The organism is Cellulomonas sp. GTC20042, assembly GCF_055389595.1.
The window spans coordinates 2,200,670-2,227,421 of the sequence record NZ_AP043678.1 but is presented as its reverse complement, the minus strand read 5'-3'; the positions used below and the strand labels follow the sequence as shown (position 1 = coordinate 2,227,421).

The window sequence follows — 26,752 nt, the reverse complement described above, 5'->3', positions numbered from 1 at the left end:
GGACAAGCGGGCGCGGTGGGCGGTGACGTACGGATGCTGTCCTGGCACTGACGGCCCCGGGGTCGATCCCCGCACGAGAGTGCGGAGGTCCCCCGGGGCCGTTGCCGTACCCGGGGTCGGACGGCGCCCCGTCAGGACAGGTACGGCACCACCAGCCGACGCAGGTGCGCGGCGTAGCCCCCGCCGAACAGCACCGCGTGCATGCCCACCGGGTACACCTGGTGCAGGCCGACCCGGTGCTGCCAGCCGCGACGCAGCGGGTGCACCTCCTGGTAGCCGGCCAGCACCTCGTCCAGGTGCGGGCAGCCGAACAGCGCCAGCATCGCCAGGTCGTGCTCCCGGTGCCCGCCGTGCGCGGCCGGGTCGATCAGGGTGGCCCCTGCGGGCGTCCACAGCACGTTCCCCGACCACAGGTCCCCGTGCAGACGTGCCGGCCGGTCGTCGTCGTCCAGCGCCCCGGAGAGCAGCAGCGCCGCCAGGTCGCGCAGCATCGCGCGGTCGCCCTCGGTGAAGGCGTGCACCCGCAGCCCGGCGGCCAGCATCGGCTCGATCCGTCGCTCCGCCAGGAACTCGCCCCAGGAGGCGTGCGCCCCCGCGGGCATCACGTGCGGCTGCTGCACGGGCCCGAAGAACCCGTCGCCGTCCCAGCCCGCCGGCGGGCTGCCGAACGCGGGTGCTCCGGCGTCGTGCAGCACCGCCAGCCGCTCGCCGAGCTCGTGCGCCGCGCGGCGGGTCGGCGCCGTCTCGGGCAGGCGCTCCAGGTCGAGGTGGTCCGCGCCGACCCCGAGCACCCGCACCACCGGCGGGCCGCCCGGCACCCGCAGCCAGTCCAGCCCGGCCGCCTCGCAGGCGAAGAAGCCCGCGGGCGCGCCGGTGCGCTGCTTGCGGTGCACCACCTCGACCACACGGCCTCCCCGTCGCGCCGACCCTAGGGTGGGCAGGTGCGCGGAGCAGCCCACCAGCCGATCGTGGCCCGACCGGTGCCCCCGCACGGGCCAGGCGCGCCGGTGGTGATCACCCCGGCACTGCGCCAGGGCGCGGGATCGACCCCGGACGGCCGGGAGTGGATCGCCCGGCTGCCCGCCCTGGTCGCCGCCGCCGTCGCGCGCTGGGACCTGCGACTCGGTGCGCCCTTCGCCTCCGGCCGCTCCTCCTGGTGCGCACCCGCCCGGGATGCCGACGGCGCCGACCTGGTGCTCAAGATCTCCTTCCCGCACGAGGAGGCCGCCACCGAGGCCGCCGTGCTGCGCGCCTGGGCCGGTCACGGTGCCGCGGCGCTGGTCGACGCCGACGCCGCCGACTGGGCGCTGCTGCTGCGCCGGGTGCGACCGGGCACGCCGCTGCGCGCGGCCCGGACCCCGGTGGACCGGCGGCTCGCCGAGGCGGCAGCCGTGGTGCGCCGGCTGACCGCGGCGCCGGTGCCGGACGGGCTGGCGGCGCTGCACGTCGTCACCGCGTCGTGGGCCGATCTGGTGGAGGAGCGCGCCGATCGCGCCGCGCGGGCCGGTGCGCGGGTCGATCCCGAACTGGTCGACGACGCCCTGCGCACCCAGCGCGCACCCGCCTTCGCGCACCCGGTCGTGCTGCACGGCGACCTCAACCCCGGCAACATCCTGCGCGGGCCCGACCCGGACGACCCGTGGGTGGCGATCGACCCCAAGGCGATGAGCGGCGACCCCGGCTACGACCTCGCCCCGCTGCTGGAGCAGGTGGCCGACCCCTGGCGCACCGCCGCTGACCCGGTGGCGACGCTGACCCACCGCACCGCTCTGCTCGCCGGCCACGCCGGGGTCGACCCGGCCGCCGCCGCCCGCTGGGGGCTCGCGCGGACGCTGGACCAGGGGCTGTGGGCGTGGTCGCACCGCGCCGACCCCCGTCTGCTGCGGGCCGCCGAGCGCCGGGCGCGCACCTGGGCGGCGGTGCGGGACAGGCTCTGACGGGGAGCCCGGCGTCAGACCGCGACGCCGCCGCGGAGGTGGTCGAAGACCAGGCTGGTCTCCGTGCTGGCGACCTCGGGCCGGTCGCTGAGCTGGTCGACGACGAAGGTGCGCAGCTCCGCGGTGTCCCGCACGGCGACGTGCAGCAGGAAGTCGTCCGCGCCGGCCAGGAAGTACACGTCCAGCACCTCGGGGCGGTCGGCGATCGACCGGGCGAACGGCGCCAGGCTCTGCCGGGACCCTGCCGCCATCCGCACCGCCACCATCGCCCGCAGCCCGCGACCGAGCGCGGCCGGGTCCACGTCGGCGTGGAAGCCGCGCAGCACCCCGGCACGGCGCAGCGCGCGCACCCGGGCCAGGCAGGTGGACGGGGCGATCCCCACCGCGGCGGCCAGCGCGTTGTTCGCGATCCGGCCGTCGTCCTGGAGCAGGCGGACCAGGTGCCGGTCCACGGCGTCGAGCACGAGCGGCCCGGCGACCGGTGCGCGAAGATCGTTCGGTGCTGTGGTCGACGCCACACCGGGCGCCGCAGGATGTTCGGTCACAGCCGCAGCGTAACGAAGCGATACACGGCGACACCCTGTGGAAACATCAGGAAGTTCAGTCTGATCGGCGTAGCGGCCCGCACCCCGCGGCCCCGTACCGTCCAGGAGACGTCATGAGGATCGGCATCCCCGCCGAGGTCAAGAACCACGAGTACCGCGTCGCGATCACGCCCGCCGGCGTGCACCGCCTCGTCGCCGACGGGCACGTCGTGCTCGTGCAGGCCGGCGCCGGCCTCGGCTCCGCGATCACCGACGCCGAGTACGCGGCCGTCGGCGCCACGATCGTCCCCACCGCCGCCGAGGTGTGGGGGAGCGCCGAGCTGGTCTGCAAGGTCAAGGAGCCGATCGCCTCGGAGTACGGCTACCTGCGCGAGGACCTGGTGCTGTTCACCTACCTGCACCTGGCCGCCGACCGTCCGCAGACCGACGCGCTGCTCGCCTCCGGCGTCACCTCGATCGCCTACGAGACCGTGCAGACCGCCGACGGCGCCCTGCCCCTGCTCGCCCCGATGAGCGAGGTGGCCGGCCGGCTCGCCGCGCAGGTCGGCGCCTACCACCTGATGAAGAACGAGGGCGGCTCCGGCCGGCTGCTCGGCGGGGTGCCCGGCGTGGCCCCGGCCCGCGTCGTGGTGATCGGCGGCGGCGTGGCCGGTCAGCACGCCGCCGAGGTCGCCGTCGGCATGCGCGCCGACGTCACCGTGCTCGACCTGTCCGTGCCCCGGCTGCGCGAGATCGACACCGCCTTCGGCGGGCGGGTGCGCACGCTGGCGTCCTCGGCCTACGCGATCGAACGGGCCGTGGCCGACGCGGACCTGGTGATCGGCGCGGTGCTCGTGCCCGGTGCCCGCACCCCGCGGCTGGTCACCGACGCGATGGTCGCCACCATGCGGCCCGGGTCGGTGCTGGTCGACATCGCCGTGGACCAGGGCGGCTGCTTCGAGTCCACCCGCCCCACCACCCACGAGGCGCCCACCTTCGCCGTGCACGACGCGGTCTTCTACTGCGTGGCGAACATGCCCGGTGCCGTCCCGGTCGCCTCCACCCACGCGCTGACCAACGTGACCCTGCCCTACCTCGCCGCGCTGGCCGGGAAGGGCTGGCGCACCGCCCTGGCGGAGGACCCGGCGCTGGCCGCCGGCCTGTCCACCCACGCGGGCGGGCTGTTCCACGCCGGCGTCGGCGCCGCGCACGGCCTGCCGGTGCAGGACACCGCCGCGCTGCTCGCCTGACGCGGCCGCCCGTGGTCGCGCCGGGGTGCTCCAGACGGGTGCACCCCGGCGCGACACGACGGGTGACCAGGCCAAAGACCGGGACAGCGCCTGCCCGGCTGTGGCACGCTCGACGGCCATGGAACCCTTCGAGATGACCGACGGCGTCGTCCTGCTCCGCGCGCCCGACGCCTCCGACGTGGACCGGATCGCGCACCTCTGCCAGGACCCGTCGATCCAGGCGTGGACCACCGTGCCCAGCCCGTACACCCGCGAGGACGCCGAGTCCTTCGTCACGCACCTGGTCGCCGGGGGGTGGGCCGCCGGCACCGGCTGCAACTGGGCGATCCGCGGTGCCGCCAGCGGCGACCTGCTCGGCATGATCGGCCTGGCGATGGAGCCGCCCGGCTCCGCCGAGATCGGCTACTGGCTGTCGCCCGCGTCCCGTGGCCGCGGCCTGATGAGCCGCTCGGTGGCCCTGGTGCTGGACGCCGCCTTCGGGGGGCTCGGCCTGGAGCGGGTGACCTGGCGCGCCTACCTGGGCAACCTGCCCTCGCGGCGGGTCGCCGAGCGCGCCGGGTTCCGGGTCGAGGGGGAGATCCGCGGCGGCGCCGTGCAGCGCGGCGTGCGGCGGGACGAGTGGGTCGGCACCCTGCTGCGCGCCGACCCGCGGCCCGCGCGCTGAGCCGGATGTCACCGACGTCGGCCATGATGGCGGCATGACCTCGATGCTCGACGACGACAACCCGTACGCCACCCCGTCCGCCCTGCCCTACGGCCTGCCGGACTTCACCCGGATCCGCGAGGAGCACCACCGACCGGCGCTGATCGCCGGCATGGCGGAGCAGCGCGCCGAGGTCGAGGCCATCGCCGCCTCCGCCGAGCCCGCCACCGTGGAGAACACCCTGGACGCCCTGGAGCGCTCCGGCCGGCTGCTGCACCGCGCCGCCACCGTGTTCTTCAACCAGTCGTCCTCCGACTCCACGCCGGGCCTGGAGGAGCTGGAGGAGGAGATCGCCCCGCTGCTCGCCGAGCACCACGACGCGATCTACCTGGACCCCCGGCTGTTCGCCCGGGTCGACGCCCTGCGCGCGCAGGTCGAGGAGGGCACGATCGCCCTCGAGCCGGACACCGCCTGGCTGCTGGAGCGGCTGCACACCGGCTTCGTGCGCGCCGGCGTGCGGCTGGAGGGTGACGCCCAGACCCGGCTGCGCGAGCTCAACGGCGAGATCACCCGCCTGGAGACCGTCTTCGGCCGGCTGCTGCTCGCCGAGACCAACGCCGCCGCCGTGCTGGTCACCGACGAGGCCGAGCTCGACGGGCTCGCCGACGACGCCCGCGCCTCCGCCGCCCAGGCCGCCGCCGGTCGCGGCCACGAGGGCGCCTGGCTGGTCGAGCTGATCCTGCCGACCCGCCAGCCCGCGCTGTCCGTGCTGCGCGACCGCGGCCTGCGCCAGCGCCTGCACACCGCCTCCGTCACCCGCGGCGGCCGGGGCGGCGAGCACGACACCCGCGCCACCCTGCTCGCCCTCGCCCGGCTGCGCGCCGAGCGCGCCCGCCTGCTCGGCTACGCGCACCACGCCGCCTACGTCGTCGAGGACGCCACCGCCCGCACCACCGCCGCCGTCGACGACATCCTGGGCCGGCTGGCCCCGGCCGCCGTCGCCAACGCCCGTGCCGAGGCCGCCGAGCTGGAGCGCGCCCTCCAGCGCGACGTGCCCGGCGCCACCCTGGAGGCCTGGGACTGGGCGTACTACGCCGAGCAGGTCCGCAAGGAGACCCGCGCCCTGGACGACGCCCTGCTGCGCCCCTACCTCGAGCTCGACCGCGTGCTGCACGAGGGCGTGTTCCGCGCCGCCCACGAGCTCTACGGCCTGTCGTTCACCGAGCGCACCGACCTGGTCGGCTACCACCCCGACGCCCGCGTCTTCGAGGTGCAGGACGCCGACGGCTCAGGCCTGGGCCTGTTCGTCGGCGACTTCTGGACCCGCGACTCCAAGCGCGGCGGCGCCTGGATGAACAACCTGGTCGACCAGTCCGCGATGCTCGCCGAGAGCCCGGTCGTCGTGAACAACCTCAACATCCCCAAGCCCGCGCCGGGGGAGCCCTCGCTGCTCACCTGGGACGAGGTCATCACGATGTTCCACGAGTTCGGGCACGCCCTGCACGGCCTGTTCTCCGCCGTGCGGTACCCCTCGCAGTCCGGCACCGAGGTGCCGCGCGACTTCGTCGAGTACCCCTCGCAGGTCAACGAGATGTGGGCGTGGGAGCCGAGCATCCTGCGCGCCTACGCCGTGCACCACCAGACAGGCGAGCCGATGCCGCAGCAGTGGATCGACACCCTGATCGCCGCCCGGCAGGACGGCGAGGGCTTCGCCACCACCGAGTACCTGGCCGCCGCCCTGCTCGACCAGGCCTGGTACCAGCTCGCCCCCGAGGACGTCCCCACCGACGTGGACCAGGTCGAGCCCTTCGAGGCCGCCGCGCTGGCCGCCGCCGGCGTCGACTTCGCCCCGGTGCCGCCGCGCTACCGCACGACGTACTTCAACCACGTCTTCGGCGGCGGGTACTCGGCCGGGTACTACTCGTACATCTGGTCCGAGGTGCTGGATGCCGACACCGTCACCTGGTTCGGGGAGAACGGCGGCCTGAAGCGCGAGAACGGGGACACCTTCCGAGCGCGGCTGCTGTCGCGCGGCGGGTCCGTCGACCCGATGGAGGCGTTCCGTGACCTGCGCGGACGCGACCCGGAGATCGCCCCGCTGCTCGCGCGCCGGGGGCTGGACAAGGCCTGATCGCCGCTGCTGGGGCCGGGTACGGTGGAGGGCATGACCCCCACCTCCGGCACCAGCACGTCCGACCCCGCGCGATCCACCGGCACCACCGCGGAGGCCGAGGTCGTCGGGATCTGCCAGGACCTGATCCGGATCGACACCTCGAACTACGGTGACGGCTCCGGACCGGGGGAGCGGGCCGCCGCCGAGCACGTCATGGCGCTGCTGCACGAGGTCGGCCTGGAGCCGGAGCTCTTCGAGTCCGCACCCGGGCGCGCCAACGTCGTCGTCCGGCTCGAGGGCGAGGACTCCTCCCGCCCCGCGCTGGTGCTGCACGGGCACACCGACGTCGTCCCCGCCGAGGCCAAGGACTGGAAGGTCGACCCCTTCGCCGGCGAGGAGCTCGACGGCATGGTCTGGGGCCGCGGCGCCGTGGACATGAAGGGCATGGACGCGATGATCCTCGCGGTCGTCCGCCAGATGGTCCGCGAGGGCCGCCGCCCCGCCCGCGACGTCGTGATCGCCATGTTCGCCGACGAGGAGGCCGGTGGTCGCTACGGCGCCCGCTACGCCGTCGACGAGCGCCCCGAGCTGTTCGCGGGCGCCACCGAGGCGATCAGCGAGGTCGGCGGCTTCTCCGTCGACGTCGACGGGCGTCGCGCCTACCTGCTGCAGACCGCCGAGAAGGGCATCGCCTGGCTGCGGCTCGTCGCCGACGGGCAGGCCGGGCACGGATCCGCGGTCAACCCCGACAACGCCGTCACCGAGCTGGCCGGCGCCGTCGCGCGGATCGGCGCCCACCAGTGGGACATCCGGATCACCCCGACGGTCCTGGCCCTGCTGGAAGGCGTCGCCGACCTCACCGGCCTGCCGCTCGACGTGGACGACCCGCTGGCCATCGACCGGCTGATCGGCGCGCTCGGCCCCGCCCGCCGGTTCGTCGGCTCCTCGATCCGCACCCTCGCCAACCCCACGCAGCTGCACGCCGGCTACAAGAGCAACGTCATCCCCAGCCGCGCCACCGCCACCATCGACGTGCGCCCGCTGCCCGGCGACCACGAGGACGTCCTGGCGAAGGTCCGCGAGCTCGCCGGCCCGCACGTGCGCGTCGAGCCCGAGCACCTGGACATCGGGCTGGAGGTCGCGCACACCGGCGCCCTGGTCGACACCATGACCGACGTGCTGCGCGCCCAGGACCCCGAGGCCGTCGTGCTGCCGTACATGCTGTCCGCCGGCACCGACAACAAGTCGCTGGCCCGGCTCGGCATCACCGGCTACGGCTTCGCCCCGCTGCGGCTGCCCGCCGACCTCGACTTCACCGCGCTGTTCCACGGCGTCGACGAGCGCGTGCCCACCGACGCCCTGCGGTTCGGCGTGCGCGTGCTCGACGGGCTGCTGCGCGAGGCGTAGACGTCAGCCCTCAGTCCTGGAAGTACCCCAGGGTCGATCTCACCCGGATGATCCGGCGGCGGAGCCACACCTTGCGCTCCCCGCCGGCGAAGAGCAGCGTGCGCGCCAGCTCCCAGCGGCCGTGCTCCGCCTCGTCCGTGAGCATCTTGCGCGCGTCCGAGCGCGTGATGCTCCGGGGGATCGTCACGACCCGGTACTCGTACTGAGCAGCGTCGCTGCGCGCCATGCCACCACCCTCCGCCTGCGATTCGTCGGTGCCATTGTGCCTGGTGCGGCGGTACGGTCAGGGCATGACGATCGATCCCCGCGCGGCGCTGGACCGCCTCATCGCTGCTCTCGAGGCGCACTACACCGCTGTGGCCACCCGTCGGGGCGAGGACGACCCCGCGGTGGACGACGCCTACGACGTGCTCGCCGACGCCTTCGAGGTGTACGACGACGCCCTCGGCACCGTCCACGGGGAGGCCACGCCGTTCTACCTCGCCGAGGAGGACGACGACGAGGACGAGGACGACGAGGACCTCGAGGAGGGCGACGAGGACTACCTCGACGACCACGACGACGAGGACCTCGCGCACCGCTAGGTCGTTCGGGGGCAGGCCCCTCAGCGGCGGCCGAGGCGCTCCGGGTAGCCCACCGCCGGGGCGCTGATCTCGTCCAGCGCGCGCAGGATCTCCGGCGGCAGCACCACGTCCTCCGCCGCGATCGACGCGCGCAGCTGCGCCGGCGTGCGGGCACCCACGATCGCCGAGGCCACCTGCGGGCGGCCGTGCAACCAGGCCAGCGCCACCTCCAGCGGCGCGCGCCCCAGGCCGTCCGCCGCCGTCACCACCGCCTCCACCACGGCCGCCGCCACCGACCCCAGGTACGGCTCCACGAAGCCCGCCAGGTGCGCCGACGCCGCCCGCGAGTCCGCCGGGACCGTGCGTCGGTACTTGCCGGTCAGCACGCCACGGCCCAGCGGCGACCACGCCAGCACACCCACGCCCAGGTCCGCCGCCGCCGGCAGCACCTCGCGCTCGATCCCGCGCTGGAGCAGCGAGTACTCCGCCTCCACCGCCGCCAGCCCCGGGTCCTCGGCCAGCAGCGTCGCCGCCCGCGCCACCTGCCAGCCCGCGTGGTTCGACAGCCCCACGTAGCGCGCCCGCCCCGAGTCCACCGCCCGGCGCAGCGCGCTCACCGTCTCCGCCAGCGGCGTGCGCGGGTCCGGCGTCTGCACCAGCCACAGGTCCACGTGATCCGTGCCCAGCCGACGCAGCGACGCGTCCAGCGTGTCCAGCAGCGCCCCGCGCGAGGCGTCCACCACCCCGCCCTCCGGCGTGCGGCGGACACCGGCCTTCGTGCACAGCACCACGTCCTCGCGCGGCACCACCGTGCCCAGCAGCGAGCCCAGCAGCTCCTCCGCGCCACCGTCCGCGTAGGACGCCGACGTGTCCACCAGCGAGCCGCCCGCGTCCACGAAGTCGCGCAGCTGCTCCGCCGCGTCCTGCTCCTCGGTGTCCCGGCTCCAGGTCAGCGTGCCGAGACCGAGGTGGGAGACCCGCAGGCCGGTACGTCCGAGCTGGCGCTGTTCCATGCGTCGAAGGGTAACCGGGCGCGACGCGCGGGGTGGCTGGTCAGCGACCGCAGACGCCGCGGCTAGGGTGGCGGACCATGAGCATCTGGGAGGCGATCGTCCTCGGCCTGGTGCAGGGGCTCACCGAGTTCCTGCCCGTCTCGTCCAGCGCGCACCTGCGCATCGTGGGCGAGCTGATCGGCTCCGGCGACCCCGGCGCTGCCTTCACCGCCATCACCCAGATCGGCACCGAGGCCGCCGTGCTGCTCTACTTCCGGCGCGACCTCGCCCGGATCATCACCCACTGGTGGCGGGCCGTCCGCGGCGACCTCGGCAGCGACTGGCGGTCCCGCCTCGGCGCCCCCGTCGGCGGGCAGCGCGACCCCGACGCGCAGATGGCCTGGTTCATCGCCCTCGGGTCCATCCCGATCGTCGTGCTCGGCCTGCTGTTCCAGGACGTCATCGAGCAGCCGTTCCGCAACCTCTGGCTGATCGTGCTCACCCTCGTCGTCTTCGCGCTGATCCTCGACTGGGCCGACCGACGGTCCCGCCGCGAGCTGCCGCTCGACGCGCTCACGCCGAAGCACGCGGTCTACTTCGGCCTCGCGCAGGCCATGGCGCTCATCCCCGGCGTCTCCCGCTCCGGCGGCACCATCACCGCCGGCCTGCTCATGGGCTACACCCGCGAGGCCGCCGCGCGGTACTCGTTCTTCCTCGCCGTGCCCGCCGTGCTCGGCTCCGGGCTGTTCCAGCTCGGCAAGAGCGTCGGCGACTTCGGCGCCGCCGGCACCCCGGGCCTCGCCGCCACCCTCGTCGCGACGCTGATCGCGTTCGTCGTCGGGTACGTCGTGATCATCGCGTTCCTCAAGCTGGTGTCCACACGGTCCTACCGGCCGTTCGTGGTCTACCGGATCGGGCTCGCCGCCGTGGTCGCGCTGCTGCTCGTGTCGGGAGTGCTGGAGCCGCTCGCCGGGGCCTGAGCCGGCTGGGCCTGGTCCGACCGGCTCAGAGCCAGCCGGCGCGCTTGAACTGCCGGAACAGCGCGAACGCCGCCGCGCCCATCACCAGCAGCGACAGCGGGTAGCCGGCCAGCCAGTGCAGCTCCGGCATGTGGTCGAAGTTCATCCCGTAGACCCCCGCGATCAGCGTCGGCACCGCGATGATCGCCGCCCACGCCGAGATCTTGCGCATGTCCTCGTTCTGCCGCACCGAGATCCGCGACAGATGCACCGACAGCATGTCGCCCAGCAGCGCGTCGCTCGAGTCCAGGTGCCGGTCCACCTTGCTCAGCATCGTGTCCAGCCGACGCATCCAGCGCATCGTCTTCGTCTCCCGCTGCTGGTCCTCCTGCTCCGCCACCAGATCCGGGAACGCCGCCAGCAGCGGCACCAGCGCCCGCCGCGCCTCCGCGATCTCCCGCTTCAGGTCGTACACGTCCGCGGCCGGGTCCGGCGAGTCCTGCGAGAACACGATCTGCTCGACGTCCGCCACCGCCTCGCCGATGCCCAGCTCGACATCGCTCGCCCGGCCCACCAGCGCCATCAGCACCGCCGCGAACACCTGGCTCTGCGCGTCCTGCGGCAGGTGCTCGTCGTCACCCAGGCGGTCCAGCACCTCGTCCAGCAGGCCGGCGGGGCCCTCCTCGGCGGTGATCGTCACGTCGTCCACCACCAGGCACGCCCAGGTGCCCGTGCGCACGTCCCGGGTCTGCGCGTCGTAGGCCAGCGTCGGGCTGAGCAGGTAGCGGCCGCCGCCGGGCAGCTTGCGCAGCTGCGGGTGACGCGGGTCGCGCTGACCCGGCACGTCCACCGACCGGCGCACCACCGACTCCGGCACACCCGCCTGCCGCGCCGCGTCCGCCAGCAGCTCGATCGAGTCGACGTGCACCCACGCCGACGGCGGCTGCGGCCCCGCCAGCAACGCCAGCAGACCCTCCGGCTCCGTCGCCGTCCAGCCGTCCGGACCGTTCACCCACGCGCTCTCCACGTCCGGCATCGTCCCAGTGCCCCGGGCACGACCGCTCGGCGACGCGCCGCACAGACACCCCGGTCACCCGGGTTAGGCTTCCTGCCGTGCTGACCTGGCCCGCCCCGCAGATCCCCCAGCTGCCCGGAGAGGGCCGACCCGTCCGCGTGCGAGACACCTCCACCGGCGAGCTCGTCGTCGCCGCCCCCGGGGCCGACGCCACGCTCTACGTCTGCGGCATCACCCCGTACGACGCCACCCACCTCGGCCACGCCGCCACCTACGTCGCCTTCGACCTGCTCGTGCGCGGCTGGCTCGACGAGGGCAAGCGGGTCAGGTACGCCTCCAACGTCACCGACGTCGACGACCCGCTCCTCGAGCGCGCCGAGGCCACCGGTGTCGACTGGCAAGACCTCGCCGCCGACCAGACCGCGCTCTACCGCGAGGACATGACCGCCCTCGGCGTCGTCCCGCCCGACGTCTACACGGGCGCCGTCGAGTCCGTCCCCGCAGTCGTCGACGCCGTCGAGGCACTGGTCGCCGCTGGTGCCGCCTACCGGGTCGGCGTGCCCGACGCGCAGGGACAGGGTGTGGACGACATCTACGCCGACCTCACGTCGGACGCGGCGTTCGGCGCGGTCGCGCGGCTCGGTCGACCCGAGATGCTCGCGCTGTTCGGCGAGCGCGGGGGAGACCCGGTGCGCGCGGGGAAGCGCGACGCCCTCGACCCGCTGCTCTGGCGGGCGGCGCGGCCGGGTGAACCCTCGTGGGACGGCCGCACCCTCGGCGCCGGGCGCCCCGGTTGGCACATCGAGTGTGCCGTGATCGCCCGCAACGGGATCGGACTGCCCTTCGACGTGCAGGGCGGCGGGTCCGACCTGCGGTTCCCGCACCACGAGATGAGCACCTCGCACGCGCGGCTGCTCGACGCCGGCCACGGTGCGCGCGCCCACGTGCACACCGGCATGGTCGGGCTCGACGGCGAGAAGATGAGCAAGTCTCTCGGCAACCTCGTGCTCGTCTCGCGACTGCGCGAGCAGGGCGTCGACGCGATGGCCGTGCGGTTGGCGATCCTCGACCACCACTACGCCAGCGACTGGGAGTGGACGGCGGAGGGCCTCGCGACGGCGGAGGCGCGGCTCGACCGTTGGCGGGCCGCGGTGTCCGGCAACGGGGGGCCCGATGCAGCCGAGACCCTCGCCGCGATCCGGGACGCCGTCGCGGAGGACCTCGACGCGCCGCGGGCCCTGCGGGCGGTGGACGCGTGGGCCGACCGGGCGCTCGCTGGGCGGGCCGAGGATGCGGCGGAGGACCACCTCGGGGCGCCGGGTGTGGTGGCGCGGGCGGTGAACGCGCTGCTCGGGGTGCGGCTGTAGCGGGCGTACGGGGCGAGTTCTCGCGGCCCGGTCTGCCTGCGCGCAGCGGGCGGTCGCTGGCAGGATGGCACGCGTGATCACCCTCTACCTGCACGGACGCGTCCTACCAGGGCGCCGCGCCGACCTGGAGCGGTTCCTCGCCGAGGCGCGACCGGTGTACGAGGAGCCGGACGGGATCAGGGTGCGGTTGCAGTGGTCGCTCGACGACCCGGACGCGTTCGTCGAGATCATGGAGTACCGCGACAGGTCGGTGTACGAGCACGACCAGCTACGCGTCGAGTCGGACCCTCGGATGCGCGCGCTGATCGAGCGCTGGCACGCGCTCCTCGCGGATGGCCCCCGGGTGTCTGCGTACGGCGAGGCGAGCGTCTGAGCGGATGCGCCACTGCGTGGCATCGCGCTTCCCGACACGGGATGGCTGAGCACGCCTCTTCTGGGAACCACTCTGCCTAGAACGGTGGCGCTACCGCGGCCTCACCCGGCGCCGCAGCCGGCTGCTGCCCACCGTCGCCGCCGTCGCCGGCCACCCCGAGCGGCCGATGACGCCCGTCAGCCCCCGGCTGCACCAGGTGCCGCTCGCCGGTAGGTGTCGTCCAGACGTACACCCCGGGCGACGTCTGGCGCAGGGTGAACCCGCCGTCGGTCTTGAGCCGGTGGTCGCGGTGGCACAGCGCGCCGAGGTTGTCGTGCGCGGTGGCACCGGGGGGCGATCCGTCGGGCGGGGCGTGGTACTCGACGGTGTGGTCGATGTCGCAGGCCTCGGCGGGCGTGGAGCAGCCGGGCCGGGCGCACTGGGTGTCCCGGGCGTGGATGTGCCGGACGAGGGCGCGGGGTGGCCGGTAGGTGGTGCGTCCGACGTCGAGGACGGCACCGGTGACGGGGTCGGTGACAATCCTGCGCCAGACGGCGCCGGCGGCGAGGGCTGCCTCGCGGGCGCTGTGCGCGTCGATCGGCCCGATGCCGGACAGGTCCGCGGGCTGGTCGTCGAGTCCGAGCACGGTGGTCAGCGGCATGGTGATGCGGACCTCGGTGCGGTGGTGGCCGCGTGCGCGCCCGGTGCTGGGCGTGGGATCGCCGTCGGCGGGCTGGTCCGAGGGCAGGACGAGGTCGCGCAGGCCGTCGGCGCGGAGCTGGTCGAGGGTGCGGGGGTCGCCGGCGGACCGGGCGGCGCGGGCGGCGGTGTCGAGGGTGGCGTCGATCCGTGCGGCGGTGGCGGCGGGGAGGATGGCGGTGAGCGAGGCGAGCCCGTCGGGCAGCGGGCGTGGGCGGTAGACGCGGCGCCCCGCCTGGGCGCGTTCGATGCGGTGGGCGGCTTCGGCGGGGTCGATCTCGATCAGGGCGCGCTCGAGGTCGCGAGCGAGCTGGGTGGGGGTGCGGAACGGTGCCTCGGGCAGCACGCGCGCCTCGACGGCGGTGGCGATCTCGCTGGGCTGGTCGCCGAGGCGGTCGGCGATCAGGCCCGCGGCGACGGTGGAGATCGCTCCGGCGGCGAGGGCCTCGCCGGTGGCGGTGAGGTCGCGGGTGAAGGCGCGCCCGTGGTCGACCAGCCGGGTGGCCTCGCGGCGGGAGCAGGACAGCCGCATGGCGAGCTCGTCGCCGGCGACGCAGGCCTGGGCAGGCGGGTGTCCGGCGGCGGGGTCCCAGGAGGGGTTCATCGACGGGCGTCCGGCGAGCTCGGCGGCGTCCCGTGCAGCGAGCGCGTGCGCCCAGGACTCGAGCCGGCGGGCAGCGGCGACGCGTTCGACGAGCGCCGCGTCGGTGGCGGTGCGGGGGTCGAGGGACTCGAGCAGCACGGCCAGCGCGCTGCCGGTCGCGATCCCGCTGAGGTCGGGGTCGCCCGGTGGCCTGGGCGGCGCGGGGGCGTGCTGGTCGAGGTCCATGCCGGGCAGGCTAGGCACGCACACGGATCCACCGTCGCCCCGCCAGCACAGCCCTGGGGACGACGACGGCGGATCGGGCCTGTGGACGCGTCGGCACCCGCTCCACGAGCGGATCCGGCCCTCATCCGGCGGTCGAGAGCTTCTGCCAGGGCCCGATCTGCACGGCCGCCCCTGCGAGCACGTCGAGCTCGGCGGCGACCGCGACGTCCACCTCGGGCCCACCGGCGACGGCGGTGACCCGGAGCGACACGGTGACGTCGGGGTCCTGCGAGGTGGACATGGCCCGCCACTCCACCGCGGCCTGGACGGCACCGCCGACGGGGAGGACCTGTCGGGCGCCGACGGGGCTGCCGGTAGGGGTGCCGGTCTCGACGTCGGGGACGGGGGTGCCCGACGCGCGCAGGAAGGTGATCGCCGGGGTGCCCTCGACGGCGCAGGGATGGTCGGCGGTGCTGGTGGCGACGAGGGTGAGGTAGCGGTGGCCGGCGGCGGCGTCGAGGCCGGTGCTGGTGATCGCGAGGTCGCCGGGGCCGCAGGCGGGTGCGCCGGGGTCGTCGGGCCAGACGTCGCCGGGGGTGCTGTCGGCAGCGGCCGGGTCGGCGGGGCTGGCGGCCCGGCCGACGACCCCGCCGAGCGAGCGGAAGGACGACCCGACGGAGTACGCGATCTCCTCGCCCTCGGGTGCGTCGAGGGCGGTGAGGGCGTCGGCGACGGCGGTGACGCGGTCGTCGCCGGTCACCTGGACGTCGACGCGCAGGCCGCCGTCGCCGGACAGGAACATGCCGGTGACGCCGTCCCACGCATCGATCTGCGCGACGAGGCGGGCGAATGCCGGGGTGAACGCCCCGTCGGGCAGGTACCCGGTGACGCGCTGGGCGTGGGTGGCGACCATGGCGAGCGGGACGTCGAGGCGCTGCGCGGTCTCGGCGACGGCGACGAGGTCGGCGGCGGCGACGACGGAGACGGAGTCGCTCTCACCCTGGATCTGCGTGCCGGTGACCCCGGCGAGCGCGAGGAACGCGCGGACCTGGTCCAGCCGTTCGGCGGGTTCGGCCCCGGTGCCGAGCGCCACCCGGACGCCCGCGACGTCGTCGGCCTCGTCGCGCCAGAGCTGGGTGGGCGGTCCGTCGTGGGCGTCGACCAGGTCGGCGACGGCGGTGCCGAGGTCGATCAGGTCGTCGGTGCCGGGCAGCGTGGTCTGCACGGCCAGCGAGAGCAGCGCGTCGTCCTCGGAGTCGCGCTCGGGCAGCACCTGGACGACGCCGTCGAGGTCCTCGATCGCCGCGACGAGGTCGGCGTCGTCGGGTCCGGGGGAGGGGCCGGTGCAGGCGGCGAGGCCGAGCGCCAGGATCAGGATCAGTCCGAAGGCCGCGATTCTGCTGGTCACGACCTCGACGGTAGCGGCTTGACCCGCACAGAACGGGCCGATCAGCCGCCGATGCCCTTGTCACGGCGGCGCAGGTAGCGCTCGAACTCCTGCGCGATGGCCTCGCCGGAAGCCTCGGGCAGGTCGGCGGTGTCCTTGGCCTCCTCGAGCTGGCGGACGTACTCGGCGATCTCGGAGTCCTCGCCGGCGAGCTCGTCGACGCCGTCCTGCCAGGCGGCGGCGTCCTCGGGCAGGTCGCCCAGCGGCACGGGCTCGCCGCTGAGGTGCTCGACGGCGCCGAGCAGCGCGAGGGTGGCCTTGGGCGACGGCGGGTGGGCGACGTAGTGCGGGACGGCGGCCCACAGGGAGATCGTGCGCAGCCCCCGCGCGGCGGCCTCGTGCTGGAGGACGCCGACGATTCCGGTGGGGCCCTCGTAGGTGTTGGCCTCGATGTCGAGGGTCTCGCGCACCTGGGTGTCCTCGGAGGTGGTGGTGACCGGGATCGGCCGGGTGTGCGGGACGTCGGCGAGCAGGGCGCCGAGGGTGATCACGGTGGTCACCCGCAGCCCGGCGGCGATGTCGAGCAGCTCGCCGCAGTACCGGCGCCAGCGCATCGACGGCTCGATGCCGTGCACGAGGACGATCCGCCGGCCGGAGCGGGGGGCGCTGGCGACGGCGACGGCGGTGGTGGGCCAGGTGATCTCGCGGGAGCCGTCGGCGGCGAGCCCGATCACCGGGCGGTTGACCTGGAAGTCGTGGTACTCCTCGGGGTCGAGCTCGTCGACCTGCTCGGCGCCCCACACCTCGTGCAGGTGCTCGAGGGCCTGGCTGGCGGCGGACCCGGCGTCGTTCCAGCCCTCGAAGGCCGCGAGCAGGATGGTCTCGTGCTCGGGGAGGCTCGGCTGCACGCTCATCGTCCCAGCGTAGGCCGCGCGCGGGGGGAGCGGTGTGACCAGCGTGTCGGTGCCGGCTGCGACCATGGACCGTGCCCCTCGTGCTCGTCGCCGCGGATCCCGGCCTGCCGGGCGGTGCCGTGCTGCGCGAGGCCGTGGACGGGGCGGCGGCGGTCGCCGGGGACCTGGGTGATCCGGTGCGGGTGTCGGCTGCCGATCTGCCCGCCCACGTCGCCGCGCGGGAGGCGGCGGACCGTCCACGCTGGGTGTGGGACGACACGGAGCACTGGTACCCGGCGCTGCTGACCGCGGGGGTGCGGGTGGAGCGCTGCCACGACCTGCGGCTGTGCCACGTGATCCTGCGCCGCAGCACCCGCGCGGCGGGCACGACGATCGCGCGCGGGCCGGCGGACGCCTGGGACCGGCTGACGGTCGTCACGGATCCCACCGGCGCGCCGGGCGGGGCGCCGGAGCACGAGACGCCGAGCCTGTTCGACGTGGAGCCGGAGCAGGCGGACGAGCCGCTGGACGTGGCGGCCGAGCTCGCCCGGCAGCTGCGCTCGATGGACGAGGCCGGGGACGACGGGCGGCTGCGGCTGCTGCTGGCGGCGGAGTCGGCGGGGGCGCTGATCGCGGCGGAGATGCGCTTCGACGGGATGCCGTGGCGGGCGGAGGTGCACGATGCGCTGCTGACCGAGGTGCTGGGTCCGCGCCCGCCGGAGGGGGTGCGCCCGGCGCGCCTGCAGGAGCTGGCCGATCAGGTCGCGGCGGCGCTGGACCGTCCGGGCCTCAACCCGGACTCGCAGCCGGACCTGCTGCGTGCGCTGCGGGCGGCGGGGCTGGAGGTGGAGTCGACCCGGCGCTGGGAGATCGCCGCGCTGGACCACCCGGTGTCGGCGCCGCTGATCGAGTACAAGAAGCGGGCGCGGCTGCTGTCGGCGAACGGCTGGGCGTGGATGGATCGCTGGGCGTCGGACGGCCGGTTCCGCCCGGACTACGTGCCCGGCGGGGTGGTGACCGGGCGGTGGGCGTCGAGCGGCGGCGGGGCCTTGCAGCTGCCGGCGCAGGTGCGGACTGCTGTGCGGCCCGATCCGGGGCACCTGCTGGTGGTGGCGGATGCGGCGCAGCTGGAGCCGCGGGTGCTGGCGGCGATGTCCGGCGACGGGGCGATGGCGGCGGCGGGGCGGCACCGCGATCTGTACGCGGGGGTGGTGCAGGCCGGGATCGTCGAGGACCGGCAGCAGGCGAAGTACGCGATGCTCGGCGCGATCTACGGGGCGACCACCGGGGCGAGCGCCGCGCTCATGCCGCAGCTGACCCGGGCGTACCCGCGGGCGGTGGCGGAGGTCGAGGCGGCGGCGCGGGCGGGGGAGCGCGGCGAGCAGGTGACGACCTGGCTGGGCCGGTCGTCGCCGACCCCGGGTGCGGAGTGGCTGGCGAACCGGCAGGCGGCCTCGGCGGAGGGGGCGTCGGCCGAGGAGGTCCGGGTGGCGCGACGCCGGTCACGGGACTGGGGGCGGTTCACCCGGAATTTCGTGGTGCAGGGCACGGCGGCGGAGTGGGCGCTGTGCTGGATGGCGCTGCTCCGGCTGCGGATCGCCGGGATGCCGGGGCGGCCGCACCTGGTGTTCTTCCTGCACGACGAGATCATGGTGCACACCCCGGAGCCGATCGCCGATCAGGTGGCGGAGGCGGTGCGAGAGTCCGCGGTGGAGGCGGGCCGGCTGCTGTTCGGCGAGACGCCGGTGGAGTTCGCCCTGGACGTGAACGTGGTGGAGTCCTACGCTGACGCGAAGTAGATAAACCGGTCTGTCTAGTTCACGATCAGGAGACGCGCCGTGCCCGCACCAGCCCGCGAGCGCCTGCTCGCCGCCGCCGCCCGCCGGTTCTACGCCGACGGGGTGGCCGCCACCGGCATCGACGCGGTGATCGCCGAGGCAGGTGTCGCCAAGATGAGCCTGTACAACTCCTTCGGCTCCAAGGCCGAGCTGGTCGCCGCGTACCTGACCGCCCGGCACGCCGAGTGGATCGACCTGTACCAGGCACGCCTGGCGGATGCCGACGGCCCGGTCGCGGGGGTGCTGGCGGTGTTCGACGCGTACACCGACCATGCCGACCAGGCGTACGAGCGGGGCTTCCGGGGCTGCGGGCTGCTCAACGCGGCGGGCGAGCTGCCGGTGGGCGATCCCGGGCGGGACGCGGTGCGTCGGCACAAGGAGGAGGTCGAGGCGCTGATCGCCGGGCACCTGGCCGCGATCCACCCTGACGACCCGGGTCGTGCCGCCGATCTCGCCGAGCACCTGTCCTACCTGCTGGAGGGTGCGATGGCCCGCGCCGGTCTGGACGGGGTGGACACCCGGCTGCTGCGCGCGCGCCGGATCGCGGCGGACCTGCTGGCCTGCGGGTGAGCACGGCCGAGCGATCGGCGGCTCGCGGAGCGTGGGCGGTGCTGGCCGCCTCGACGCTGTGGGGGACCACCGGCACCGCGGCGGCGCTGGCGCCGGAGGTCGGGTCGCTGGCGATCGGCGCGGCGGCGATGGGGATCGGTGGGCTGCTCCAGGCGGCGACGGCCCTGGGGGCGATCCGGGCGGCGCGATCGATCCTGGTGCGGCGGCGTGGCCTGGTGCTGCTGGGAGCGCTGGCCGTGGCGGTCTACCCGCTGGCGTTCTACACGTCGATGCGGCTCGCGGGGGTGGCGGTCGGCACGGTCGTCTCGATCGGCTCGGCCCCGCTGGCGTCGGCGCTGGTGGAGCGGGTGGTCGATCGGCGGCGGCTGCCCCCCCGGTGGGTGGTCGGCGCCGGGCTCGGGCTGCTCGGCATGGTGCTGCTCTGCACCGCGGAGGCGGGGGCGTCCGACGGATCGCGTGCGGGGACCGACGTGGTCGTCGGGGTGCTGCTCGGGCTGGTCGCCGGGCTGACGTACGCGCTGTACTCCTGGGTCGCGCACCGGCTGATGCGCGCCGGTGTGCCCTCCCGCGGGGCGATGGGTGCGGTGTTCGGGATCGGCGGGATCCTGCTGCTGCCGGTGCTGGCCGTCACCGGCGGGCCGCTGCTGGGCTCCTGGGGCAACGCCGCCGTCGGCCTGTACATGGCGGTGGTGCCGATGTTCCTCGGCTACGTGCTGTTCGGCTGGGGGCTCGCGCGGGTGCCGGCGTCCACCGCGACGACGCTCTCGCTGCTGGAGCCCGCGGTGGCGGCCGTGCTGGCGGTGCTGGTCGTGGGGGAGCGGCTGGCCCCCGGCGGGTGGATCGGGGTCGGCCTGGTCGCCGCCTGCCTGGCGGTGCTCACCGTGCCGGTGCGATCCCGGTCGCGGCGGGCTCTCCTACCCTGGACGGCATGACCGCGCTCGACCCGACGACCTGGACCGCCCTGGCCGAGGCGCACGCCGAGCGCGCCGACGCCCTCACCGCCGGGCACCGCGAGCGCCGGGCGCGTGGCGAGCGGCACGCGGTGGAGGACTTCCTGTTCGAGTACTACCCGGCCAAGCCCGCGCACCTGCGCCGCTGGCACCCCGGCGCGGGCGTGCACCTGCGGCCCGGCCCGGGCGCGCCCGCCCCTCACGCCGCGTGGCGCTGGTACCGCACGGATCCGTCCGGCACGGTCACGCTCGACGTCGAGGCCTTTCTCGCCGATCGCGGTGACACCATCCGCTACGTGCACGCCCTGCTCTCCGCCACCGCGTCCCGCCCTGCCGCCACCGGCTGCTTCGGCCTGCACGAGTGGGCGATGGTCTACCGCGAGCGCCCCGGCGAGCATCGGCACGCCCTGCCGCTGCGACTCGGCGAGGACGGGACCGACGCGGTGGTGGAGGCGCACCGGATCCGCTGCACGCACATCGACGCGTTCCGGTTCTTCACCCCCGACGCCGTGGCCCGCAACACCGTGCAGCCGACGCGTGAGACGCAGGTCGCGATGGAGCAGCCGGGGTGCCTGCACGCGAACATGGACTAAGACTGTCGGTTGCTGCATGATCGACTCATGGACATCGGAACCGCGATCCACGAGTCGGGGCGTGCTTGGGCTCACGCCGTGCTCTTCGTGCCGTTCCGGTACGTCACCGTTCGACCGCGCACCGCAGGGGTGAAGGGTCAACTGGTGAGGTACGGCGCTCGCCGTGAGAGGTCGAGTATCGGAGACCGGCTGCACTTTGCGGGGCCGTGCGCGGAGATGCTCAGTGCGATGCGTAGCGGCGACGGATCCATCGACATGGCTGATGTTGCAACGGTCCTGTTCGAGGCCGGACGAGACGACATGGCCGCGATCGACGACGCTCACAAGAACGACCCCGAGTGGCTCGCAGCCCAGGTCGCTTGGGTTGCCGAAGGTATGGCAACGATCACCGAGGTCGCTAGAGCCCTGCTTGAGAAGAAGACACTCACCGCCGCCGAGGTGCGCAGGATCGTTTCGGAGTACGCGCGATGAACGATGTGAGTCTCTACCTGCGTCAGTCTCTGGACGCGACGGGCGATGGTGTCGCTATCGAGCGCCAGGAGGCCGAGTGCCGCGAGCACGCTGGCGCGCACCGGCTCAACATCGTTGAGGTGTTCGTCGACAACGACGTTTCGGCGACGACTGGCAGAGTGCGACCCGGCTTCGAGGCCGCGCTGGCAGCCGGGCGCGATGTGCTCGCCTGGCATCAAGACCGGCTCGTGCGAGTCTCGCGCGACCTGGAGCGGGTCCTGGACGCGGGGGTGAATGTCCACACCGTGCGCGCGGGGACCTTGGATTTGAGCAACCCGACCGGGCGAGCCGTCGCGCGCACCGTTACGGCATGGTCGACGTTCGAAGGCGAGCACAAGGCCGAACGGCAACGAGCCGCCCATCGTCAGCGCGTCGCCGCTGGACGTCCGTGGTGGCCAGTCGCGCCGTTCGGCTTCACCAGGGACGGGGCGCCATCGTCCGACGCCCCGCTCGTGGTCGAGGCGTACGAGGGCATCCTGGCGGGCAAGACCATCGCGCAGATCGCGCGAGACTGGAACAGCGCCGGTGCACTCACGGCTCGCGGCAAGTCCTGGATCAGGACGTCGGTGCTCCAGGTGCTCAAGAGCCCGAGGAACGCCGGGCTCCAGTCGTACCGGGGCGAGATCGCTGGATCGGGTGGCTGGGACGCTCTGGTCGACGAAGGGACCTGGTCGGCGGTCCAGGCCGTGCTCGCCGACCCTCAGCGCGGGAAGGGCGGGACACCCCGCAAGCACTGGCTCACCGGCGTTGCTCGCTGCGGCATCGAGGGGTGCGGGCGCGGCCTGATCGCGCACTGGCAGGGCAAGGCGCCGTACAAGTACCAGTCGCATCGGTGCCCGAGTGGGCACCTCTCGATCAAGTCCGAGTTGCTCGGTCAGTGGGTCGCCGAGGTGGCGAGTCGACCCGAGTCGACCCCGGGCGGCCGACCGCGCTTCCGGACCCCCGGGGAGACGCCGGAGGAGGCCCGGCTGGGCGACGAGGCTGCGCAACTGCGCGCACGCCTGGAGGAGATCGCCGCCGCTGCCGCCGACGGCCTGTCGATGGCGGTCGTGCTCAAGGCCAGCGCCGACATCGAGCGACGGCTGGCCGATAACCTCGCCCGGCTCCAGGCCATCGCTGCTGAGGGTCAGACGTTCGCGCCGACGGGAGCCTGGCACGACCTGGACGACGAGAGGCGCCGCGCCTTCGTGCGGTCGCGGTTCGATGTGGTCGTGCTGCCGATCGAGCCCCGCACGCGGCGGCAGCCCGAGTCGGTCCGGATCACGCGCCGCGAGGCCGCCTCAGCGGCGTGACGCCATCGCGCATCCAGCGACGGACGACCGCCTTGGCCTGCGAGCGCGTCCCTGCCGACAGTCGCATCAGGCGGCAGTCGTCTGGGTCGGTCAGGGGCACGAGCAGCGCAGCGCGGTAGCCCGGGCTCAGGCGGCCGATCGCGCGGGCGTAGGCGCGGAACCGGTCGCGCTCGATGACCTCACGCTCGACGTCCTGACGGTCCGGCAGGTCGAGTCGCGCCAGGACGTGGGGGTCGAACGCGGGCTCGCTGTAGGGCGTGGACCGGCGCCATTGGTAGTGGAACCGGTGGCGCGCCCACCTGCTCATCGCCCACTGAGCGCGCTGGTAGATCACCCCCGGGGCGACCTCGTCCCGGTCGGTCTTGGCCAACCACTCGGCGACCCCCAGCAACCCCTCGCCGACCAGGTCGTCGAGGTCGATCTGATCGCGCCGAGCGTGTCGGCGATGGAACGCCACGGCAGCGCGCCGGACGACCTCGATCGTCTCGGAGTCCATCTTCACGCGGCGACCGTCTCACACGGTCCCGACATTGTTGTGAAGGTTCCTTATAGCGACTATAGGGTTTATCAAACCCGTCACCAGAATGTCACCGAATCGTGACCGAGCGACTCGACTACCTGCATGTTCACGCCTAGCGTGGGCATGAGGAGCCCCCGCGATGCGCGAACATCCGGGGGCGTGGACGACCCGACGAGAACGGATCGACATGCAGGAACTTACCGCACCCGAGCGACCCACGGAATGGCGACCGGCCTTGGAAGATAAGAAAATCTCCAGCCGCGCGCTCGCCTTCGCGTGGACGGTGCGCGACCTCATCGGCGAGGACCGGCAGCACCGCCGCATCGATCGACGCACCGTTGAGGTCTACACCGGAGTCGACCACAGCCGCTGGCCGCTGACCGAAGCGATCGACCGGGGTCTGCTCGCCTTCGAGCCCGGACGCTCCGGTCGCGCCGATGGTCTGGTCGAGGTGGGTCGCTGGTCGACCGAGATGCCGTCGCAGTCCCAGTTCGCCCCCACCGTCTCAGATACCTCTACTAGCACCGTTGAACACAGTGCTGCCTATGTGGACATGGATGAAGGTGTGGGTGGGGGCGAACTGGGACTGCGACCTGCCCTCAGCCCTTTCGAACAGCGGCGCTGGCTGGTCGCTCTCCAGCCGGGCAACGACTTGTGGTCCGAGATGGGGAGGTACGCCTACGACTGGTGGAGGGCTACCGCTCTGCTCGGGCCGGTCGACCGTCCGATCTCGGCGAAGGACCTCATGGCGCTCACGCCGCTGAGTCGGAGCGCGGCGTTCCGGGCCATGGATGCCATCGCGGGCACGGGGCTCGTGGTCGCCGGTCGCTACTACGGCTCAGCGCTCCTCGGGCACGGTCCGTGGTCGATCGACGTGGGCTCCAGCAGGGTCCGGCAGCGCGCCAGGCAGGCGGAGGCCGAGGTGCTCGTGTGGCGTCCTCGCGTGGAGCCGGAGCCGGTCGCGGCGGTGGCGGGGTGGTGACCCTGTCCGGCACGGCGCGTCTCCATCGAAGAGATGAGAGCCCCCGACTTCGAGGAGACACGATGCGCACCACCACCGTCCACCCCGGCGCCCGCTTCGGCGCGCTCACCGTCGTCGGGCGCGTGGGCACGTACGTCTCGCCGGGCGGCCACCGCACCCCGGTCTGGTCGGCCGCCTGCGATTGCGGCGCCAGGACCCGGGCACGCGCCGACCATCTCCGCGCCGGTTACGTGCGCTCGTGCGGCAATCGCGACGCCCACCCGCAGGCCCCCCGCCAGCCGTACAACGGCGTGCACCGCCGAGTGCGAGCCGCGCGTGGCCGTGCTGCCGCCGACGCCTGGGGATGCCGGTCGTGCGGTGCCCCGGCAGACGAATGGGCATACGACCACGGCGACCCGGCCGAGGTGGAGACCGAGGGTGGCGTGCGGTACAGCCTCGATCCCGAGCGCTACGTGCCCCTGTGCGTCTCCTGCCATCGTGCCGACGACGCCGCCCACCGCCGCATCGCCGACGCCTTCGACCGGATGCGAGCGCGCGAGGCCCGCGACCTGGCGCGCGCCGTGCTGGCCGAGGTCGTAGCCGAGATGGCGGCTCAGCGAGAGGATTTCAGCCGGTGAGCGGGTGGAACGGCGCCACGGTGCGCACCGCCCGTGCCAGGTGGAGGCCCCTGGTCGAGGCGGGCGAGGTCGTGTGCTGGCGCTGCGGCCGGCTGATCGTCCCGATCCCCGACGCACCCGCTCATGGCTGGCAGGTTGGGCACGTCGAGGATCTCGCGCTGGGTGGTGACCACGGCCACCACAACCAGGCCCCCGAGCATGCTCGATGCAACATGTCAGCAGGCGGACGGCTGGGCGCACGCATCGTGAACGCCCGTCGCTCGGAGCGTCCGGCCGCGTCCCCGGGCATGGCGCCGGAGCGAGACCGAGGCATCAGGGGTTGGTTTTTGAGTCTCGCTGGCAGCCCACGCACGCTTGCTTCTGCCTTCGTGCGTGTGGAGGTGGCCCGTGGCTAGGCCGACCTACGCGTCCGCCGTGCCGCGCGAGACCGACATCTCCGCGGCTCACCTCGGCGCTGCTGCCCTCGGGCTGCCGCTGTTCGACCAGGGCGAGCGGGTGGCCCGGCTGCTGGAGGCCCGTGGGCGCGGCGGCGGGGTGAAGTACGACACCGCCGTCATCCAGATGCCCCGGCGTTCGACGAAGACAACAAGTCTGTGGGCGGTGCTCATCGGGCGGGCGCTGACCCGGCCGGGCTACCGGTGCGTCGTCACGGCGCAGTCGGGCAACGTCGCGTCCCGCATCCTGCTGGAGCACGCCACGCTGCTCATCGCCAGCGGGCACGCTGTCGAGTCGCGTGAGGCGCGCAGCGGCGCCGACGTGGCCATCGTGTTCAGGAACGGCGGACGCGAGCACATCGACTTCCCGAACGGGTCCCGCATCTGGGTCGTGCCGCCGGAGGCCGGTGCCGTGCGATCGGCAGCGGCAGATGACATCGTGATCGACGAGGCAGGGGAGTTCGACGGACCGAAGGGCCAGGACTTCCTCGACGCCGTGCGTCCGCTCCAGGACACGCGCGGCCCACTGGCTCAGTTGATCGTGAGCGGGACACCGGGCAAGACCAGGACCGGCCTGTTCTGGGGGCTGCTGGTCCAGGGCCGGACGAAGGCCGACCGGGACCTGGGCATCCTCGACTACTCCGCTCGGGACGACGAGGACCCGGAGGACCTCAAGGTCTGGCGCCGCGTGCACCCCGGCCCGTCGAGCCGGAAGCCGGACGGCACCGCGCTCACGCCGATGAAGGTCCTGGACAAGCGCCGGAAGACGATGGACCTGATCTCGTTCAGCCGCGAGTACTTGTGCGTCTGGCCGACTGACGCGACGACCGGAGCGCTCGACGTCGAGGCGTGGAAGCGCTCGGCGGCGCCGTTTCCCGAGGCGCGGGGGAGCCGGGTCGTCATCGGCGTCGAGACCCCGAAGGATCAGACCTGCACGGCCGTGGTGGCCGTCTGGCGCAACGACGCGGGCAAGGCGTGCATCGAGGTGCTGGCGTTCCGGCCCGGAGTCACCTGGGCGACGAAGTTCGCGTACGACGTCGCCAAGCAGGCTCGGGCGGCTATCGCGGTGGACGGGATCGGCGGCGGCAACGTCGGCACCGCGCAGGCGCTGCGGAGGTTCGTGCGTCCGGCCGTCCAGGTGGTCGAGCCGAAGACGCTGCACGTGGGCGCAGCGGCGCAGCACCTGGCCACCGAGATCCGCGAGGGGCGGGTCGAGCACTACGACCAGGCCGACCTCAACGCCGCCGTCGAGTCGGTGGCCTGGCGTCCGCTGGGGCGCGACGGCCGGGCGTTCATGCGGCGCACCGGGAAGGGTGAGATCGCGGCCATCGTGGCCGCCTCGCACGCTCTCTGGCTGCTGGACGGGACGCCGGTGCGCCGAGCAGGACGGATCGCGTCGTCGTGATGGTCGACACCACGCCAGCGTCGGCGGTCGGCGTGTGCGGGCTGCCGGGCTGCCCGTGGCGGATCGTCGCATCCACGCGCGCCGAGGTGGTCGCCGCCGGGGTCAGGCACGAACAGCAGCAGCACCCGCGTA

At 74.1% G+C, this 26,752-nt stretch carries 26 protein-coding genes and 1 pseudogene; 18 read left to right on the top strand and 9 right to left on the bottom strand.

The window, feature by feature from the left end; translation table 11 throughout:
- Positions 1-131: 131 nt before the first annotated feature.
- Positions 132-905, bottom strand: coding sequence for a fructosamine kinase family protein (locus tag ACZ5HG_RS10480; RefSeq protein WP_464175903.1), 774 nt, complete (start codon positions 903-905; stop codon positions 132-134).
- 36 nt (positions 906-941) lie between these two features.
- On the opposite strand from ACZ5HG_RS10480, the gene ACZ5HG_RS10475 reads away from it, so the two are divergent.
- On the top strand, positions 942-1,937 hold the full coding sequence (locus ACZ5HG_RS10475) for an aminoglycoside phosphotransferase family protein (RefSeq protein ID WP_464175901.1): 996 nt from the start codon (positions 942-944) through the stop codon (positions 1,935-1,937).
- Positions 1,938-1,951: 14 nt separating this feature from the next.
- Here the strand turns inward: ACZ5HG_RS10475 and ACZ5HG_RS10470 are convergent, their stop codons facing one another.
- Complete coding sequence (locus tag ACZ5HG_RS10470) at positions 1,952-2,482, bottom strand: Lrp/AsnC family transcriptional regulator (RefSeq protein WP_464175899.1); 531 nt, start codon at positions 2,480-2,482, stop codon at positions 1,952-1,954.
- 113 nt (positions 2,483-2,595) lie between these two features.
- Between ACZ5HG_RS10470 and ald the strand changes: the two genes are divergently transcribed.
- The 4 genes from ald to ACZ5HG_RS10450 all read left to right on the top strand — a co-directional run bounded on the left by ald (position 2,596) and on the right by ACZ5HG_RS10450 (position 7,874).
- Positions 2,596-3,711, top strand: a complete 1,116-nt coding sequence (ald, locus tag ACZ5HG_RS10465; RefSeq protein WP_464175897.1) for an alanine dehydrogenase — start codon at positions 2,596-2,598, stop codon at positions 3,709-3,711.
- 118 nt (positions 3,712-3,829) lie between these two features.
- Complete coding sequence (locus ACZ5HG_RS10460; RefSeq protein ID WP_464175895.1) at positions 3,830-4,375, top strand: GNAT family N-acetyltransferase; 546 nt, start codon at positions 3,830-3,832, stop codon at positions 4,373-4,375.
- Positions 4,376-4,409: 34 nt separating this feature from the next.
- Positions 4,410-6,485, top strand: coding sequence for a M3 family metallopeptidase (locus tag ACZ5HG_RS10455; RefSeq protein WP_464175893.1), 2,076 nt, complete (start codon positions 4,410-4,412; stop codon positions 6,483-6,485).
- A gap of 33 nt (positions 6,486-6,518) precedes the next feature.
- On the top strand, positions 6,519-7,874 hold the full coding sequence (locus ACZ5HG_RS10450; protein WP_464175891.1) for a M20/M25/M40 family metallo-hydrolase: 1,356 nt from the start codon (positions 6,519-6,521) through the stop codon (positions 7,872-7,874).
- A gap of 10 nt (positions 7,875-7,884) precedes the next feature.
- On the opposite strand, the gene ACZ5HG_RS10445 is transcribed toward ACZ5HG_RS10450, so the two are convergent.
- Entirely contained in the window at positions 7,885-8,100 is a 216-nt protein-coding gene (locus tag ACZ5HG_RS10445; RefSeq protein WP_464175889.1) for a DUF5703 family protein, read from the bottom strand.
- A gap of 64 nt (positions 8,101-8,164) precedes the next feature.
- On the opposite strand from ACZ5HG_RS10445, the gene ACZ5HG_RS10440 reads away from it, so the two are divergent.
- Positions 8,165-8,458: a primosomal protein gene (locus ACZ5HG_RS10440; protein WP_464175887.1), complete on the top strand. Its 294-nt coding sequence runs from the start codon at positions 8,165-8,167 to the stop codon at positions 8,456-8,458.
- A gap of 20 nt (positions 8,459-8,478) precedes the next feature.
- Here ACZ5HG_RS10440 and ACZ5HG_RS10435 read toward each other — a convergent pair whose 3' ends face one another.
- A complete protein-coding gene (locus tag ACZ5HG_RS10435) occupies positions 8,479-9,450 on the bottom strand; it encodes an aldo/keto reductase (protein WP_464175885.1) in 972 nt (323 codons plus the stop codon).
- Positions 9,451-9,527: 77 nt separating this feature from the next.
- On the opposite strand from ACZ5HG_RS10435, the gene ACZ5HG_RS10430 reads away from it, so the two are divergent.
- Positions 9,528-10,409: an undecaprenyl-diphosphate phosphatase gene (locus ACZ5HG_RS10430; protein WP_464175883.1), complete on the top strand. Its 882-nt coding sequence runs from the start codon at positions 9,528-9,530 to the stop codon at positions 10,407-10,409.
- Positions 10,410-10,434: 25 nt separating this feature from the next.
- Here ACZ5HG_RS10430 and ACZ5HG_RS10425 read toward each other — a convergent pair whose 3' ends face one another.
- A complete protein-coding gene (locus ACZ5HG_RS10425; RefSeq protein WP_464175882.1) occupies positions 10,435-11,415 on the bottom strand; it encodes a CorA family divalent cation transporter in 981 nt (326 codons plus the stop codon).
- An 86-nt stretch (positions 11,416-11,501) separates the two neighbouring features.
- On the opposite strand from ACZ5HG_RS10425, the gene mshC reads away from it, so the two are divergent.
- Both mshC and ACZ5HG_RS10415 read left to right on the top strand, forming a co-directional pair.
- A complete protein-coding gene (mshC, locus tag ACZ5HG_RS10420) occupies positions 11,502-12,770 on the top strand; it encodes a cysteine--1-D-myo-inosityl 2-amino-2-deoxy-alpha-D-glucopyranoside ligase (protein ID WP_464175880.1) in 1,269 nt (422 codons plus the stop codon).
- A 64-nt stretch (positions 12,771-12,834) separates the two neighbouring features.
- Positions 12,835-13,143 (top strand): hypothetical protein, encoded by a 309-nt coding sequence (locus ACZ5HG_RS10415; protein ID WP_464175878.1) that lies wholly within the window; start codon positions 12,835-12,837, stop codon positions 13,141-13,143.
- A gap of 76 nt (positions 13,144-13,219) precedes the next feature.
- On the opposite strand, the gene ACZ5HG_RS10410 is transcribed toward ACZ5HG_RS10415, so the two are convergent.
- The 3 genes from ACZ5HG_RS10410 to ACZ5HG_RS10400 form a co-directional block, all read right to left on the bottom strand.
- Positions 13,220-14,650 carry an HNH endonuclease signature motif containing protein gene (locus tag ACZ5HG_RS10410; RefSeq protein WP_464175876.1) on the bottom strand — a complete coding sequence of 477 codons (1,431 nt, stop codon included), beginning with the start codon at positions 14,648-14,650 and terminating at the stop codon, positions 13,220-13,222.
- 121 nt (positions 14,651-14,771) lie between these two features.
- The gene (locus ACZ5HG_RS10405; protein WP_464175874.1) at positions 14,772-16,037 is read right to left on the bottom strand and encodes a DUF4232 domain-containing protein; all 1,266 of its coding nucleotides are present in this window, start codon (positions 16,035-16,037) and stop codon (positions 14,772-14,774) included.
- A 41-nt stretch (positions 16,038-16,078) separates the two neighbouring features.
- Positions 16,079-16,930 (bottom strand): PAC2 family protein, encoded by an 852-nt coding sequence (locus tag ACZ5HG_RS10400; RefSeq protein WP_464175872.1) that lies wholly within the window; start codon positions 16,928-16,930, stop codon positions 16,079-16,081.
- 71 nt (positions 16,931-17,001) lie between these two features.
- Here ACZ5HG_RS10400 and ACZ5HG_RS10395 point away from each other — a divergent pair, with 71 nt between their 5' ends.
- The 6 genes and pseudogenes from ACZ5HG_RS10395 (at position 17,002) to ACZ5HG_RS10370 (ending at position 22,662) form a co-directional block, all read left to right on the top strand.
- Entirely contained in the window at positions 17,002-18,708 is a 1,707-nt protein-coding gene (locus ACZ5HG_RS10395; RefSeq protein WP_464175869.1) for a bifunctional 3'-5' exonuclease/DNA polymerase, read from the top strand.
- A 39-nt stretch (positions 18,709-18,747) separates the two neighbouring features.
- Positions 18,748-19,317: a TetR/AcrR family transcriptional regulator gene (locus tag ACZ5HG_RS10390; RefSeq protein ID WP_464175867.1), complete on the top strand. Its 570-nt coding sequence runs from the start codon at positions 18,748-18,750 to the stop codon at positions 19,315-19,317.
- Positions 19,308-20,249 carry a DMT family transporter gene (locus tag ACZ5HG_RS10385; protein ID WP_464182141.1) on the top strand — a complete coding sequence of 314 codons (942 nt, stop codon included), beginning with the start codon at positions 19,308-19,310 and terminating at the stop codon, positions 20,247-20,249. Before ACZ5HG_RS10390 ends, ACZ5HG_RS10385 begins: the two co-directional genes overlap by 10 nt.
- Positions 20,246-20,857 (top strand): annotated as a pseudogene (locus ACZ5HG_RS10380) (3-methyladenine DNA glycosylase); the annotation flags it as partial. The gene ACZ5HG_RS10385 and the pseudogene ACZ5HG_RS10380, both read left to right, overlap by 4 nt.
- Positions 20,858-20,887: 30 nt before the next feature.
- Positions 20,888-21,331, top strand: a complete 444-nt coding sequence (locus ACZ5HG_RS10375; RefSeq protein ID WP_464175865.1) for a hypothetical protein — start codon at positions 20,888-20,890, stop codon at positions 21,329-21,331.
- A 5-nt stretch (positions 21,332-21,336) separates the two neighbouring features.
- Positions 21,337-22,662: a recombinase family protein gene (locus ACZ5HG_RS10370; protein WP_464175863.1), complete on the top strand. Its 1,326-nt coding sequence runs from the start codon at positions 21,337-21,339 to the stop codon at positions 22,660-22,662.
- Here ACZ5HG_RS10370 and ACZ5HG_RS10365 read toward each other — a convergent pair.
- Positions 22,631-23,158, bottom strand: a complete 528-nt coding sequence (locus ACZ5HG_RS10365; RefSeq protein ID WP_464175860.1) for a sigma-70 RNA polymerase sigma factor region 4 domain-containing protein — start codon at positions 23,156-23,158, stop codon at positions 22,631-22,633. The genes ACZ5HG_RS10370 and ACZ5HG_RS10365 overlap by 32 nt on opposite strands.
- A gap of 163 nt (positions 23,159-23,321) precedes the next feature.
- On the opposite strand from ACZ5HG_RS10365, the gene ACZ5HG_RS10360 reads away from it, so the two are divergent.
- From ACZ5HG_RS10360 to ACZ5HG_RS10350, 3 genes are all read left to right on the top strand, one after another.
- Entirely contained in the window at positions 23,322-24,164 is an 843-nt protein-coding gene (locus ACZ5HG_RS10360; protein ID WP_464175858.1) for a hypothetical protein, read from the top strand.
- Between the two features lie 62 nt (positions 24,165-24,226).
- Positions 24,227-24,781 (top strand): hypothetical protein, encoded by a 555-nt coding sequence (locus ACZ5HG_RS10355; protein WP_464175855.1) that lies wholly within the window; start codon positions 24,227-24,229, stop codon positions 24,779-24,781.
- A gap of 414 nt (positions 24,782-25,195) precedes the next feature.
- Positions 25,196-26,620: a hypothetical protein gene (locus tag ACZ5HG_RS10350; protein ID WP_464175853.1), complete on the top strand. Its 1,425-nt coding sequence runs from the start codon at positions 25,196-25,198 to the stop codon at positions 26,618-26,620.
- Positions 26,621-26,752 lie beyond the last annotated feature (132 nt).